The organism is Weissella viridescens (assembly GCF_001437355.1).
GTDB lineage: Bacteria > Bacillota > Bacilli > Lactobacillales > Lactobacillaceae > Weissella > Weissella viridescens.
In genome coordinates this window covers 240,684-256,835 of the sequence record NZ_JQBM01000002.1, presented here as the reverse complement: position 1 = coordinate 256,835, position 16,152 = coordinate 240,684, and the positions used below count along the sequence as shown (strand labels likewise).

Below are 16,152 nucleotides of genomic sequence, written 5' to 3'. Positions count from 1 at the left end.
CCACTTACCTCCATTGACGACCATATTCGGCCAAGATTTTATTGTATTGGAATTGGAACCAGGCCACGACATCAGCCGTATTATCATTGTGACGACCTTCAAACCCTTTAGACAGAAGATGTACATTTGGGAACCGTGGCTTAACACTCTTTTGCACACGCTCAAAAGCTTTATCATCATAGTCATCTTGTTCCATATAGGCCAAGGCTAATGTTGTATCCGAAAAATCACCCTGATTAAAAACATCCCAAAAGCGCTTATCTAGGCGATTACTACTTGCTTCAGTTAAATCACCTTCATGATACAACTGAATGTCTTCACCTGTATTAAAATCATCAGGACGTTTCACACGCCCATTTTGTACGATATAACCCACATTAGTCAATGGCTTACCAACAACGATAGCCTTTGGGGCCAATTGGGAACCATAATACAAGGCCCCAAACGTTCCCATCGACATGCCTGATAAGATCACATCATGGGGATTAAACTGCAGTGCGGCTAATTTTTCTTGGATTACTTGTAGGATTTCGCGCTCAAACGTCGCATCACCAAGATAAAAGGCACCACCTTGCAACCGTTGATCGGCAATTAAGAGATATGGCGCTCCCATCGAACGCATCATCAAGTTACCTTCGTAACCTTCCTTTGTCCGCCAACCTGAAAAGTAGACATTCAAAGGTGGTTTCATATCTCCAGCATCGAAGTAATAGGCGACATCATCATTCAAGCGCCCATTTAACACACGTTGATCATTGGGCATAAACGTACCATGCGGACCACGTGAACGACGCATATGGATAGTCCCAATGCGGGCCTTTCCTTTACCACGTGCATAGATAAGGACTTGTGCATTGAATCCTTGCTCGGGTCCACCAACTAAGTCAATCCCTGCTTGGATATCATCACCGACTGCTTCTTGACTACCAATAATTTGATGCGTCCTTAAATCGATTTTATTGACCTTTAGCTTCAGTTCAACACCCTTTGATGGCAAGTTATAATCCAACTGAACACGATCGGCAATAAACGCGGGGATGTAGTTTGATTGATCGGCTCCAGAATCTGGATAAGCCAACAATTGCCACTCATCTCCAAAATCAAGGTCAAATTCCGCATAGACCCGGCCAAACTGCTTGACCGGTTGCGTTACAGCAGAACCCGCTCGTAAATTAACCGCATCTGAGCGATATCCATCCCCTCCAATAAAGGCATAGTATCGTAAATCAAGAGCCAATGCTTCAGTATCGGTTAAATCAAAGGCAAATGCCCCGCGTAATGCGAGTAACGCTTGTGCTTCTGCGCTCATTTCTAAACCTTTTTGATAATAGGTTTGATTTGCCGGAATCAGCCCCAGCATATCCAAATTCGCTAACCATGGAAAACTAGCATCAATTAAGAAAATTGCATTTAAGTAAGGCTTAGTTAATCGTGGATGTTTTGCATCAAATAGACGCTCATCCGGCTTTGCTTCCATGTCACGACTTGCATCTGCGGCGTCAAGCCAAACATATTCAAACGCTTCACCTAAGATGGCTTCTGGTAGCGCAATTGGTGATTGGCTAATATGAATAATCGGTGTTGCTTTAATGGCCATAATTCATCAATCCTTCCCACGCCGTAATCAAATTAAATTCAGAATGTTGCTCAACTTGGCGAACATTTTCTACCAAAGCTTCATTCCAATGTTTTAAATCATCTGTAAAGTAAGTTAGCGCTTGTGGCAATTCCATAGGATCTGCCAACACGAATCCATTTACCCCTTGCGTCACAAAAGTATTAGCCCCGACGGTGATTTGCGGTAGCCCCGTACTCAATGCTTGCGCTTGTAACTGTGCGTCGGGTACTCTCCGTAAATCAACAAACACACGGGCTTGCTTAATCAGCCCAAGTTGCTTCTCCATCGAAGGCGTATCCAACACAACAAAACGCTGACGTAGTTGGTAAGCCGCAATAATTTGGGCCTGCTTCTCATCTGAAATCGGCTCTCGATCTTCTTTTTCATACTGCTGATCAAGATAATCCATCACATCAGCTTCACTACTCATCATTGATCGTTCCATCGTTGATTCGAATATCTTGTAGTCTGCATCATTGTAGGTGATCCCAATTTCTTTCGTAAACGCTTCAACAACGCGTAAATGGAACGTTACCTGGTCAGGGCTTAATCCATCAATGCAGGCATACATGACTTTATTTTCATCAGCAATCAACATTTGTGCTAATGTTTGCGTCAACGTCGTCGTATCATTTGGTGATAGACCGTCAGCTAGCTGGAGCACAATGTTCATATTAGCCATCTCATTACTTGCCCCAAGCTCTAACCGGGCTGGATAAGGTGAGATGACGTGGCTGTTAGATGTTGGTTCCGAAGTGCCAAAATAGGCATTTCGGGCTGCGTCAGAAGTAAAAACGAGTTCCAAATCATCATGTGGCAAAGCCATCGCGTCCTGTTGATGATTTTCATCAGCCATTAGAATAATCGCTTTCTGCAATTCAGGCGCTAAATTATCAAGCACCTCATGCAAATGCACATCATTTTCTTCCAGAATCATTGCTGGCTTAGTTTCTAACATTTGAATATGCTCACGAATTTTTTCTTGAACAACCTCATCAATATTATGATAGACGGCAGACTTAAATCGCTTTTGATGTTTTGGCTCGACAATGACTTTTTGATCAGCAAGTGCTGTCAAAACTGGCTGTCCTGCTGGGGTTAACCAACTTTTCTTTTCCAGTTTTCCCGCTGAATTAAGCCATGCCCGAAAGGTCACAAACCCACGATCGTCATAATAATCTGTTATCCGCTCACCGTTTTCATCATAGTACGTAATGAATTGAACGATATATCGTTCTAAAAGATGCACATGTTTAACTAGACGACCCTCACGATAATAATAGGCATCATTCACATCCATAAATGGTTCAACCCCTGGCTCTAGCGGAACATCTTTCAATACCATGGGTACCCCCATTTTGAATGGGACCGCTTGAATGGCATCAAAGACGTGCCACCATGGGAAGAATGGCACTTGCGCTTGTTTCAACTTGGTTCGCAAATTTGGAAATTCATGTGCAAAAACCAACTCGGTCTCAACTTGATTAGCTTGGAATACCTTGGCCACAGCAATTCCGGTATCCAATTCTGGATGCTCGGTCTGTGTGTTAAAGTTTGGCATAATTAAAACCATGGCTTACTCCTTTCACCTAAAAGAGGTGGTAATCATTCTTTTGATATAACGCCTTAAATTGACCAGCTACATTATCCATAATCGAAACCAGGATAGCTAAACTTCCAAAATAAGCCGAATAATTTGCAATACCACGATCATGGAAAATCATCGACAAAATCATTGGGGCAACCCCAATCATCACTAAGAATATATTTCCAAAGGACGTTACAACAAAATACTTCTTAAATAGGAAGGAAGTTGTTTGTTCGCCAGGGAAAATATTCAAAAAGTACTCGCCAGATTCTTTCATTGACTTGGCTAGCTGACCGGGTTGTACCGTAATCAAACCAAAGGCGTATCCTAGGAACATCAACACAATGGCATAAGTTAAGACTCCCGCCCAACTATGATAATCCGTAATATTCAAGAAGAACTCTCCCATTGGCGTATTTGCAGCTTTGGGCGTTGAAAAAATCATACGTGGCAAACGAAATAGACTCATTGAAAACATGAACGGCATGGCCCCAGCACTTAAAATACGCAAAGGCAAATATGACTCTGTTAAATCACCTTGCATCATGGGACGTTGCACTTTAAGTCGTTGTTCTGTGTGCATTAAAAATTCGAGAATATAAAGCACGACTACCGTCACAAGTCCAATTTTTACCAAATGACTATATGACAAACTATAGTTAAAGGGACCCCAACCAGATGTAATCATGTTAGGGAGCCCCAGAATAACTCCTGGAAGAATTAACAAAGAACTACCACCCAGACCATGTTGAGATAGTAAATCACCCAAGAAAATTGAAAGCATCGTTCCTGATAACAGCATCAAGTAGACAACTGCCATTGTGGCCATTTTCGAATTACCGAAAATAGGCAAGGTAATTAATGCGTTCTTGATAAAGTAAACAATCTGAATCGCTTGTAATGCTGCTAAACCAAGCGCAATCCATTTTTGGATATAACTCACTTGACGTTGTGATAAATGACTAATTGCGTCTAACCCTAATGAGCTAATCGCTTGCCAGATAATCATCCCAGTCATGAATGGTCCAATACCTAATGAAAATAGCGTTGGCAATGTGAATTGAGACCCCGTCAGAATACCAAAATTCTGAAGCAATGTCCGTCCTTCCAAACTTGCCTTGGCAACAGCTGGATCAATCATCGGTAGCGTTATTTTCTGTCCTAATTGATAAATTGCAACAATCAAAAGGGACCAACCAACTCGTCTAATTAATTCGCGGTGCTTTAACATCCTACCTGTACCGCCTTTTCTAACAAATTAAGGGAACTTAACATCGATTGTGCCATCCTTTTGATAATTAATTTCTGAACTTGTCAAATTTTGTAAGGCCAACAAATTCATATTCAAGCGCATCTTAGCGTACGCTTTACGTGCTTCTTTTTGATACTCAAACATTGGATTACGTTGGGCCACACTACGACTTTTCGTCAGTGTCTTCAAGACTTCCAAATTATCAACTTGTTCGACCCAAGCACCATCAATTGCCTTTAAGAAACACAAGCGTTGATAGTAAATCCATTGTGCCGCATGTGGTAATTCTTCATGTTTCAAATCGATACTCTGATACATGATATCGATGAGAACTTGCTTTAATTCTGCATTTGAGAGTGCATTTAAATCTTTGGTCACGACATATTTGGAATCAATGTAACGATAGATGAAATCGACTACGTCTGCTTCTTTTGCATCCCGTTGATCCAAATATTGATCAGCAACACGTTTAACGAGTCGATCAACCAAATCATCAAGATTCTGAGCATGCATAATGCCATTACGATAGTTGTATATACTGTCACGTTGCAAACGGAAAACTTCACCATACTGCAACGTTTCAAAACGTGCTGATCGATCACGGTTAGCAACAACCTTTTGGGCAGTATCAATCACGTGACTAAATCGGCTGTGACGCCCTAACTCTTGTTTAGGAGCATCGGCATGCTTTTGGGCATATTTCAGTACGCGCTTTGGTGCATTTTCAACAACAATCTTATCTTCCAAAGAATCGTAGAAAACACTCTCGCCTGGATTTCCTTGGCGTCCAGCCCGACCACGCAACTGATTATCCACACGTTGGTTAACCATACGTTCCGTTCCCAAAACGAGTAAGCCACCTAGTTCTAATCCTTCCGGGCTGATATTAATATCAGTTCCTCGGCCAGCCATTGACGTGGCAACAGTTACCGCACCAAATTGGCCAGCTTGTGAGATGATTTCAGCTTCTTTGGCTGAACTACGCGCATTCAAAACACTATGAGGAATACCTTCACGTAATAATAGTCGTGAATATAGGTTAGAAAGCGATAGTGATCCCGTCTCCACCAATACTGGTCGCCCTACAGCATAGGCATCCTTTACCACATCCAGTGATGCCATCAATTTGGCTTCATTTGAAATAAACAAGTGGTCAGGATGATCGATACGTTGGTTTGGGTGGTTCGTTGGCACTTTATAAACTGCCAGATTGTATACCTCCAAGAATTCAGCAGAATCAGTTGAGGCCGTTCCGGTCATCCCCGCAAGCTGCTTAAACATTCGGAATAAGTTTTGGTATGTGATTGAAGCCATCGAACGTTGTTGTTCGGTGATTTCCACATGTTCCTTGGCTTCCAAAGCTTGGTGCATCCCAGCCTGCTTCTTCATTCCTTCAAGTTCACGACCATTTTCCTCGTCAATTAGAACAATTTCGCCATCATCAACAACATAGTCGCGATCACGCTTATCAACATAGTTTGCATGCAAAGCTAATAGCGTGTGTCGATATAAGTCGGCCCACTCAGCACTCAATAAATTATCGATATCGAAGAACTGTTCCATCTTGACGATACCACGTGGTGTAAACCACACCTTCTTCAAATCATCACTACGTTCATAGTCTTCATCTTCAACCAGTGTCTTCACAATATTGTCAGCTGATTCAAAATAATTAGATTGGACACGTGGCACACCTGAAACAATCAACGGCGTTTGCGCGGTATCTAGCAAAACAGCATCCGCCTCGTCGATCAAGGCAAAGTTAAATGCTTGAATATATTGCTTTGCGGGCGTGGTCGCCAAATTATCAAACAAATAATCAAAACCTAAAGCACTGTTTGTGGTATAAACAATGTCTGATTTGTAAATCCTTTCTAGATCACGGTCATGCGGATCTTCGCCTTCTTCGGCGACTCCTGACCGCACCGTTAACCCCATCCAACGATAGAGTTTTCCCATCTTTTTGGCATCACGATTAGCTAAATATTCATTAGCCGTAATTAAATAGTTTCCTGGTCCAGTTAAGCCATGCAAATACATCGGCATTACCGATGTCAGCGTCTTCCCTTCACCAGTTTTCATTTCTGCAATGTTATTGTATTCAACGACAACCGCTCCCAACATTTGTACATCGAATGGTCGCATGCCTAAGACACGACCAGCTGCTACGCAGATGGCTGCATAGGCCTCCGGTAACATATGGCGCAACTTCTCCCCTTGTTGCAATCGTTCGCGAAAGACATCTGTCTGATTCTGTAAGGTTTCATCAGTCATCGCGTCATACGTTGGTATTAATTCTTTAATACGATCAACGATCCGCTCATATTTATTTTTCCTATGAAATAATTTCATCAGTTGCCTACCCCTATTATTATGTATCCCATACTGTAATAATAATTGATTTATATTTGTAATGAAAGCTTTTAAATTCTATAATAGATGTATTATGAATAAAGAAAAAGAACCATTATTAGATCAAGATATTGAAAAGCGTCTCCGCAATGAAAACACAGATAAACCCCGGGTAACGAAAGAGAGGAATAAAGGCCGTTATCTTCAGGCGACAATCGCGATTCTACTCGCAATTGTTGTTTTAGTTGGGATTATTTATCCACTTTTCAACATGCATTAATACATTAGAATTTTATTATTGTAACCGTTTTATTTTACCATAAATTACATCATATAATATGTAAATATTTAGCCAATCTCCTGGCAGACGACTGTTTGTGTACTAATCCATACATTAAGTCGCTTTTTTATTTTGAAAAAACAGCCAAACTCACCAGTCATTTTGAATATTTTCAATACCATTCGCATAAAAAAAGAGTCACCAATTGGTGACTCTTTTTTTAATTACTTCGTCTTATCGTTCTTTTCATCATTAGTTGTGATAACGCTGTCAACTAGTCCGTAAGCCAAAGACTCTTCAGCATCTAACCAGTGATCACGTTCCGTATCATTCTCAACCTTTTCAAATGGTTGACCAGTATTGTCAGCCAAAATATGGTTAAGCTTTGTACGTGTCTTCAAAATTTCCTTAGCGGCAATTTCAATTTCCGTTTGTTGTCCTTGCGCACCACCAGATGGTTGGTGAATCATGAACTGTGAGTTTGGCAACATGAAGCGCTTACCCTTGGCTCCTGAAGAAGCTAGGACTGACGCCATTGAAGCAGCCAAACCAACGACAATTGTTTGCACTTCCGGATGGATGAAGTTCATCGTATCATAGATGGCCATTCCGGCATTAACTTCCCCACCTGGTGAGTTGATGTACATATAGACATCTTTGTCAGGATCTTGCGCATCCAAGAATAGTAATTGCGCAATAATAGTTGTTGACATCTGCGAGTTGATTTCACCCGTAACCATGATAATACGGTCTTTCAACAAACGTGAAAAGATATCATATGAACGCTCACCCTGTGATGATTGTTCAATAACATATGGAACTGGTAACATGTTCATTCCTCCAATCATATATTGAAACTTATCTAACCATTTTAACACTTGGTCAGTAAAGGTCAAATTGTTTTTAGTTTTGACGAATATCTTTCGGTAATTTTCCAGTTTCCCGTAAATCATCCGCAATTTTCGTTAGCTTACGTAACCGATGGTTCACACCTGATTTAGAAATAGGACCCGAAGGCATATACTCCCCCAAAGCCGACATTGGTTCTTCTCGATGTTCCAAACGTACTTGCGCCATTTCACGCAACTTATCTGGCAACCGATGCAACCCAATTTCTTGATCTAAAAATTCAATATCATCGATTTGCTTTTGACTGGCATTCACCGTCTTATCTAAGTTCGCATTTTCTGCGTTGACTAGTCGATTCACTGAATTTCGCATGTCGCGCATGATGCGCACATCTTCCATCTTCAACATGGCATTTGTCGCGCCCATAATATTCAACATATCCGCAATCTTCTCGGCTTCTTTTTGATAAACAATGAAGCCAGAACGGCGATCGACAACCTTGGCGTTTAAATCGAAACGATTCATTAAATCGCACAGCTGTTGGGCTTGCTCTTCATACAGCGAGTAAATTTCTAAATGGTAACGGCTCGTTTCGGGATTATTAACTGACCCAGCTGCAAGGAAGGCTCCCCGTAGATACGAACGTGCCATCCCCTCAGGCTCTAACCAATCATCAGGTGGCGTAGGTCGCATTTCAAAATTATCCAGAATGTGCAAATCTTCCAATAAATCATCTACACCTTGGACAATACGGACGACATATAGATTGTTTTTATTCAATTTCATCTGTCGTCGTACAGAAATTTCAGCAGGCAAATGGTAGAACTTTTGTAGCAAACTCAGAATCCGTCGTGCAATCGCCGCATTTTCGGTCTGTACGTTCAACGTAAAGTGCATATTACTAAGTCCCAAGGAACCATTCATCCGTAGTAAGGCCGCTAATTCCGCTTTCGCATTGTCCGGATTGTTCACTTCGAGCATTGTTAGCTCTTTTTTTACATCACTTGCAAAGGACACTTTGGCATCCTCCTTATTTTACTTTTCGTCGGGACCAGTCGCAATTTGCATAATTAGCTTGGCAACTGCATCCCCATCATGGAACGCACCGTCATCACGTAATTCTAACAGGTCTCCCGTAATTGGCACAGCCCCTTCTTTACGAACTTCTTCTGGTGCTGAAGCTACCTGTGTCGAGACCTCGTTCCACTTTTGCCAGTCAATATAATTGTCAGGCACCTCACCCGTGTTCATAATGACCGCATCGACAATTTGACTGCCAATATGATCATTAATGGCACGAACATGATCTGCCTCACTGTAACCATCAGTTTCACCCTTTTGCGTCATAATGTTGGCAATGTAAATGATTTTGGCCGGCGTTAACTTCAAGGCCTCACGCACATTGTCTACGACCAAATTTGGTAAGACACTCGTATACAAACTACCTGGTCCTAAGACAATTTCATCAGCATTCAAGATTGCATTAATCACCTCACTCGGGGCTTGCGCAACTCTTCTACTTGAATCGTCTTGCGGTGTTACCCAAATATGATCAATGACTTTATGTGCAGCCGTAATTTCAGCTTCACCTGAAAGTTCTGTGCCATCTTTAAACTTAGCATGGAGCACCAATGGCTCATTCGCCACCGGATAAATATGCCCATCAACGTTCATTAAATGCGACAAAATCTGCACACCACGAAAAATGTCGTTTTCTTTCTCGGCCATCGCTGCAATCACCAAATTTCCTAAAGCATGTCCAGCCAGCATCTCATCTTCTTTTTTGAATCGATACTGGAACACATCAATAAATTCTGGTGATACATTTGACATAACAGCCATGACATTTCGGACATCACCAGGCGGAATAATATCCAAATAGTCCCGCAAGGTTCCAGATGAGCCACCATCATCAGTAACGGTAATAACGGCTGTTAATTCAGCATCATATTGCTTAAGCCCTTTCAAGATGAGTGGTTGACCAGACCCTCCACCAATAACGACTATCTTAGGCTTTGTTTCGACTTTAATTTCAGACGTCATTGTGCATAGCCTGCCTTTCGTCGATCCTTATCACGATGGTTCTCATTAACCACCCAATCCTTAGAAAGATCTTGTGCTAAACGATGAGCAAACGCCACTGAACGATGTTGACCACCGGTACAACCATAAGCAATCGTTAACGATGACTTACCTTCCGCTTTATAGCGAGGTAAAAGCCATTTGAAACGTTCATAGTCCATTTGGTACATCTTTTCAGCATCTGGATCGTTCCAAACGTAATCCCATACAGGTTGATTTAGACCGGTTTGTTCTCGTAATTCAGGTTGATAATATGGATTTGTCAAAAAGCGCACATCTTCAACTATGTCTGCGTCAGCTGGTAACCCATATTTAAAACCAAAGCTCATCACTTGGACACTAAACGCCGTCTGATGGTCACGTTCTGATCCAAACTTCGTTACAATAACTTGGCGCAAACCTTTAGCATCCAATTGACTGGTATCAATCACATCCGTCGCAATATTACGTACGTCGGCCATCAACTTACGTTCGACTTCAAGGCCAGCTAAGGTCCCTTTATCACCAGCAAGTGGGTGCTGGCGGCGTGTCTCTTTATAACGGGCCACTAACTCTTTATCATCTGCATCAAGAAACAAGACGCGTAGATTATAATCGTCGTGGTTATCTTGACTCATTTCAAATAGTTCTTCACCCAAATCCTCAAAGAACTGGCGCGAACGAGTATCAATCATAATCGCTGCGCGTTCAATGTTTGGTTCATTGGAAATCATTTGCCAGACTTGCGGTAGCAAGTTAGCTGGTAGATTCTGGGCTGTAAAATAACCTAAATCTTCAAAAGCTTTCATCGCAACTGTTTTACCGGCACCACTCATCCCGGTAACAATTACTAATTCTTTTTTAGCCATAACAAACTCCTTTCAACTCTATTGGCATTATACCATTGATATAATTAATATAGACCAATCCGGCCTAAGTTTATTAAAAAAGAGCAATCTACTCAAGTAGGTTGCTCTTACTTTAAATTTACTTCTTTGCAGATTGTGCGGCAGCATCGTGTAATGCCTTCAAAGCCCGCTTACGTGTTTTAATATTTGGACTCTTCATCTTACGACGTGCAGAAGCTTGATCTAAACGTTCAGCCATAGTTCCGTCCTCCTTTTTATTAACTAAAAGTAAGTATACACTATTTCGCAGCGTCTGCCAAGCGTTCGCGTTCTTTATCTCGTTCCATAATTGGCGCCAGGTATTGCCCCGTATACGAGTCAGTGGCCTTGGCAATTTTCTCCGGTGTACCTGTAGCAACAATTTGTCCACCACCAGCACCACCTTCAGGTCCCATATCAATCACCCAATCAGCTGTCTTGACCACATCCAAGTTATGTTCAATGACTAAGACCGTATTACCACCATCAACCAGACGATTAAGGACTTCCAATAAACGTGCGATATCATCTGTATGAAGTCCAGTTGTTGGCTCATCTAGGATGTAGAAAGTTTTACCAGTTGACCGGCGTTGTAACTCTGAAGCCAACTTCATTCTCTGGGCTTCCCCACCTGATAAGGTTGTCGCAGATTGTCCAAGCTTCACATAGCCAAGCCCAACATCCACAATGGTCTGCAACTTGCGACGAATCTTTGGAATCGGTGCAAAGAATTCAACTGCTTGTTCTGCCGTCAAATCCAAGACATCTGCAATCGTCAAATCGCGGTACTTCACTTCCAATGTTTCGGAATTATAGCGCGTTCCATGACAGACTTCACAAGTCACATACACGTCAGGTAAGAAGTTCATTTCAATCTTAATGACACCATCACCCTTACATGCTTCACATCGACCACCCTTGGTATTGAATGAAAAACGACCCTTGGCATAACCACGGAGTTTTGCTTCATTGGTTTGGGCAAACAGATTTCGAATATCATCAAAAACCCCGGTATAAGTGGCCGGATTAGAGCGTGGTGTCCGACCAATCGGACTTTGATCAATATCAACAATCTTGTCGATTTGGTCAACCCCTTCAATGGACTTAAACTTACCTGGCTTTTCAGAATTATGGTTCAATTCAGCTTTCAAAGCACGCTTGAGCACCGTGTTTACCAAAGTCGATTTCCCTGATCCTGAAACACCCGTGACGGCGACGAACTTCCCCAAGGGGAAATCAACCTTCACGTTCTTCAAGTTGTTTTCCTTGGCACCTTTAAGCGTAATTTTTTCACCATTGCCCTTACGACGTGTTTTTGGAACTGGGATAAACTTCTTCCCTGCCAAGTATTGCCCTGTCAATGAGTTGGGATTCGCTTCAATTTCAGCTGGTGTCCCCACCGCCATAATTTTACCACCATGCGATCCGGCACCAGGTCCAACGTCTACAATATAATCCGCTGCTAACATTGTATCTTCATCGTGTTCTACCACTATCAAGGTATTCCCTAAGTCACGCATCGCCTTTAATGATGTAATTAAACGATCATTGTCCCGTTGGTGCAATCCAATCGAGGGTTCATCAAGAACATACATGACCCCTGATAGATTTGATCCAATTTGCGTGGCCAAGCGAATTCGCTGGGCTTCCCCACCAGATAACGTACGTGCGGCCCGTGAAAGTGTTAAGTAATCTAGTCCGACATTCGTCAAGAAGCTTAGTCGATCAGTGATTTCCTTGATAATGGGACGCGCAATTTGTTCATCCTGTTCATCAAAGCTAACATCTTTAAAGAAGGCCAATTCTTCATCAACTGGCCATTCTGAAACTTCACCAATATGATGTCCATTGATTTTAACTGACAAAGCCGCATCATTTAATCGATAACCATGACACGTTGTACATGTTAATTCGTTCATGTAACTACGCATTTGTTCACGGGTAAAGTCAGAGGATGATTCCTTGTAACGACGACTGATATTTGTAATTACCCCTTCAAAATCAGTATCAACATCCCGAACCCCACCAAAATCATTTTCGTAGTGGAAGTGGAAAGGTTTGTCTGAACCATACAAGACTTGTTGCTTGTCAGATTCCTTCATTTTTTCAAAAGGAACATCCATTGGAATATTATTTTGTTCTGCGAACTGACGTAATAATTCAGGATAATACTTTGATGAAATTGGGTTCCATGCGGCAATTGCCCCTTCCGCCAAAGTTAGACTGGGGTCTGGAACAACTAAATCAGGGTCCACTTCCAAAGTAATCCCCAAACCGCCACAGACTTCACAGGCGCCATCCGGAGCATTAAATGAAAACAACTGCGGTTCCAATTTACCAACGGCATACTTTTTCAGTGCACCAGTGTAATGGTCAGAGTACGTATACTGTTCACCCTTAATCACATCAACAGTGACCAATCCATCTGCCATACGGAGTGCAGATTCAAAAGCTTCATACAATCGAGCATGAGATTCAGGTTTCAAAATTACGCGATCTACAACGATGGCTACATCATGATATTTGTTCTTATCTAACTGAATATCATCGGTCACTTCATGCATCTCACCATCAATCATCATACGCACAAAACCTTCGCGCTTAATCCGTTCAATAGCCGTAGCATGTGATCCACGCTTGTGTTGTACAATTGGCGCCAAAATTTGGAGACGTGCGCCTGGTTCTAATCTTTGTTCCAAATCATTGAGCATCTGATCAATGGATGTTTCGACAATAATGCCATCTTTATCTGGATCAGGCTGTCCCACACGAGCGTACAACAGACGATAATAATCATTAATTTCGGTTACAGTCCCCACTGTTGAGCGGGGATTCTTAGAGGTGGTCTTTTGATCAATTGAGATGGCTGGACTTAAGCCATCAATCGAATCAACATCAGGTTTGTCCATTTGTCCTAGAAATTGACGTGCGTACGCTGACAAACTTTCAACATAACGACGTTGTCCTTCAGCATAGAGCGTATCAAATGCCAAAGAACTTTTCCCAGAACCAGATAAACCTGTAATCACCACAAATTTGTCACGCGGAATATCAACATCAACATTCTTTAAATTGTGGGCGCGAGCGCCCCGGATAGTTATCCAATCATGTGCCATAGTGGATCTCACTTTCTAACGCTTAATATTATCTTACTATTATACAGTTATTTAATCATAAATGTTAGTTATAACCTAATTTTATAGTGCGATTATATAAATTTATCTTTAGCTACCATATTTATGTGCCATTTTACAGGAAAGCATCTTATAATGATATTTATATCACGCAAAAGGAGATCCAACATGAAACTTGTTGATTCTAAACCTTGGAGCATTGCTTGGATTCTAGAACACATTGCCTCAGCGATTTTACTCGTTGGAACTGTTTTAGCTGCTGCTTCAGCTTTAACGGCCTTAATTATTGGGATTGAAGAGTTATTAGCAATAATTTTCACACATCATTTCATCAATACATATACAAATGTGTATAATAACGCCCTACAGACTGTCTTTTGGCATTTTGTCATCATTTTCGTTGTGGTTGCGTTCTGGTCACTACTTGATACCTTTACCGCTGAACCACGGGATACCCAAATTTAGGCATCGTCTCACTTAAAAAAATATACTTTATTCATATTTAATTAAATATATGGCAGAAATATTACAGTGCAAGAAACGTAATTTCCACTTGAATTAACGTCAAAAGACTGTCAAAACACGTTTTTAGCTAACTTTAAGTCCGGATGCCCGGACTTTTTTATTACATTTTATTTCAAAATGTGTTTTAACATTAAGCTTGTTGTTAACCAGATGTATTATTTCCCCATTAATATGAGATTATTGATTAAGGAGATAACAGATGCAGACTAAAAATCACATTAAATTGTATAAAAGCGGTAAAATGTGGGTTAGCGCCCTTGTTGGTGCAGCCGCATTAGTAACAGGTATTCAGGCAAGTGCTGATACTGTTGCATCTAATGCACCCGAAAACAACCAAATTCAAACTGTTCAAGTCGCCTCAAAGGCGACTAGCGTGCAGGAAAGTTCAGCTGCCGCTACTAGTTCAATATCATCAAACACAACTACAAACAACTTAAACGTAACAGAATCACAAAACAACGCAAACCAAACTAGTGCATCAAGCACAAGTCAAGCCGCTACAAGCCAATCAGTTAGTGCCCAAAGCACTGCGAATTCTGAAACTAGTGCCACGGCGACTTCTGAGCAAGCAACATCACAAAGTGCGCAATCAAAGCAAACTGAAACACCCGTTTCACAATCACAAAGCACTGCGACTTCTGAAGCAGCTTCACAAAACAAGCAAACACCAAAAGAAGCGACTACCACTTCAAAGACAACGCAAGTCAGTAAGTCAGTTAAGCCTGCCCAACTTAAAAATGGTTGGGACGGTAACAAGTACTACAAAAATGGTCAGGCGCTAACCGGATTACACGAAATTGGTGGTAAGTATTACCGTTTCAATACAGCTGGTTTTGTCGTTCGTGGTATTTATAACGATGGTAAGAACAAGCAATATTACAACCGTGACTTTAGCCAAGTTCGTAACGACTATGTGCGTTTCGACACAGGTCGTGTGTATTACTTTAACGAAATTGGTAATGCCGTTACTGGACTTCGCACCTTCTATACCGCAAATGGTATCAAACGTGTTGAGTATTATGATCCAAGTTTTAACAAGGTTCGCAATACTTACCACCGTGTCGATCCGACTACCACATACTATTTCAATAATGATGGTTTTGCCGTTCGTGGTGTCCGTGAATTCACAAACCAAAACAATGAACGCTTAATCGAAGTTTATGATGATGATACGATGACCAAGCTGCGTAGCACTTATGTCCCAACTGATAATGGCGATTCAGCTTATTATCTAAACGCTAATGGTTTCGCCGTTAAGGGACTTCGTGGTTATATCGACGCTAATGGTAAAAAGCAAATCGAGTACTATAACGACGATACTTTCAAGCAAGTTCGTAATGACTATTACATGCTTGACGGTGGCAAGACTGCTTATTTCTTCGGAAATGACGGTAAGGCCGTTCGTGGTATTCGCGAATTTACTGATGCAGATGGTAAAAAGCAAATTGAAGCTTACAATAACCAAACCATGACCCAAATGCGCAATGCGTATTACATGATTGATGGTAATACTTCAGCCTACTATCTTGGAAATGACGGTAAGGCCATTCGTGGTATCCGTCAATTTACTGATGCTAACGGTAAGAAGCAAGTTGAAGCTTACAAT

13 protein-coding genes are annotated in these 16,152 nt (G+C 41.5%); 3 read left to right on the top strand and 10 right to left on the bottom strand.

Features of this window, described 5'->3' with window-relative positions:
• Nucleotides 1-4: 4 nt before the first annotated feature.
• Genes asp2 through secA2 form a run of 4 tightly spaced genes read right to left on the bottom strand, consistent with a single transcriptional unit; the run spans nt 5 to nt 6,810 of the window.
• Nucleotides 5-1,597: an accessory Sec system protein Asp2 gene (asp2, locus tag IV50_RS03875; protein ID WP_057745356.1), complete on the bottom strand. Its 1,593-nt coding sequence runs from the start codon at nt 1,595-1,597 to the stop codon at nt 5-7.
• Complete coding sequence (gene asp1, locus IV50_RS03870) at nt 1,587-3,191, bottom strand: accessory Sec system glycosyltransferase Asp1 (protein ID WP_057745352.1); 1,605 nt, start codon at nt 3,189-3,191, stop codon at nt 1,587-1,589. Before asp1 ends, asp2 begins: the two co-directional genes overlap by 11 nt.
• A gap of 16 nt (nt 3,192-3,207) precedes the next feature.
• Entirely contained in the window at nt 3,208-4,437 is a 1,230-nt protein-coding gene (locus IV50_RS03865) for a hypothetical protein (RefSeq protein ID WP_057745349.1), read from the bottom strand.
• Nucleotides 4,438-4,464: 27 nt separating this feature from the next.
• The gene (gene secA2, locus IV50_RS03860; RefSeq protein WP_057745347.1) at nt 4,465-6,810 is read right to left on the bottom strand and encodes an accessory Sec system translocase SecA2; all 2,346 of its coding nucleotides are present in this window, start codon (nt 6,808-6,810) and stop codon (nt 4,465-4,467) included.
• A gap of 94 nt (nt 6,811-6,904) precedes the next feature.
• Here secA2 and IV50_RS07830 point away from each other — a divergent pair, with 94 nt between their 5' ends.
• Entirely contained in the window at nt 6,905-7,090 is a 186-nt protein-coding gene (locus tag IV50_RS07830; protein WP_141324900.1) for a hypothetical protein, read from the top strand.
• A gap of 224 nt (nt 7,091-7,314) precedes the next feature.
• On the opposite strand, the gene IV50_RS03855 is transcribed toward IV50_RS07830, so the two are convergent.
• The 6 genes from IV50_RS03855 to uvrA form a co-directional block, all read right to left on the bottom strand.
• The gene (locus IV50_RS03855; RefSeq protein ID WP_057745345.1) at nt 7,315-7,920 is read right to left on the bottom strand and encodes an ATP-dependent Clp protease proteolytic subunit; all 606 of its coding nucleotides are present in this window, start codon (nt 7,918-7,920) and stop codon (nt 7,315-7,317) included.
• Nucleotides 7,921-7,993: 73 nt separating this feature from the next.
• Entirely contained in the window at nt 7,994-8,956 is a 963-nt protein-coding gene (gene whiA / locus IV50_RS03850) for a DNA-binding protein WhiA (RefSeq protein ID WP_057745342.1), read from the bottom strand.
• 18 nt (nt 8,957-8,974) lie between these two features.
• Complete coding sequence (locus IV50_RS03845; RefSeq protein ID WP_057745339.1) at nt 8,975-9,982, bottom strand: gluconeogenesis factor YvcK family protein; 1,008 nt, start codon at nt 9,980-9,982, stop codon at nt 8,975-8,977.
• Nucleotides 9,979-10,869 (bottom strand): RNase adapter RapZ, encoded by an 891-nt coding sequence (gene rapZ, locus IV50_RS03840; protein ID WP_057745336.1) that lies wholly within the window; start codon nt 10,867-10,869, stop codon nt 9,979-9,981. Before rapZ ends, IV50_RS03845 begins: the two co-directional genes overlap by 4 nt.
• 118 nt (nt 10,870-10,987) lie before the next feature.
• The gene (locus IV50_RS07905; RefSeq protein ID WP_158002686.1) at nt 10,988-11,107 is read right to left on the bottom strand and encodes a putative metal homeostasis protein; all 120 of its coding nucleotides are present in this window, start codon (nt 11,105-11,107) and stop codon (nt 10,988-10,990) included.
• 40 nt (nt 11,108-11,147) lie between these two features.
• On the bottom strand, nt 11,148-14,003 hold the full coding sequence (uvrA, locus tag IV50_RS03835; protein ID WP_057745333.1) for an excinuclease ABC subunit UvrA: 2,856 nt from the start codon (nt 14,001-14,003) through the stop codon (nt 11,148-11,150).
• Nucleotides 14,004-14,189: 186 nt separating this feature from the next.
• Here uvrA and IV50_RS03830 point away from each other — a divergent pair, with 186 nt between their 5' ends.
• Together IV50_RS03830 and IV50_RS07900 are read left to right on the top strand one after the other, a co-directional pair.
• Nucleotides 14,190-14,486, top strand: a complete 297-nt coding sequence (locus tag IV50_RS03830) for a hypothetical protein (RefSeq protein WP_057745331.1) — start codon at nt 14,190-14,192, stop codon at nt 14,484-14,486.
• A 259-nt stretch (nt 14,487-14,745) separates the two neighbouring features.
• The coding region (locus tag IV50_RS07900) for a KxYKxGKxW signal peptide domain-containing protein (RefSeq protein WP_169790319.1) at nt 14,746-16,152 on the top strand (1,407 nt) is incomplete at its 3' end.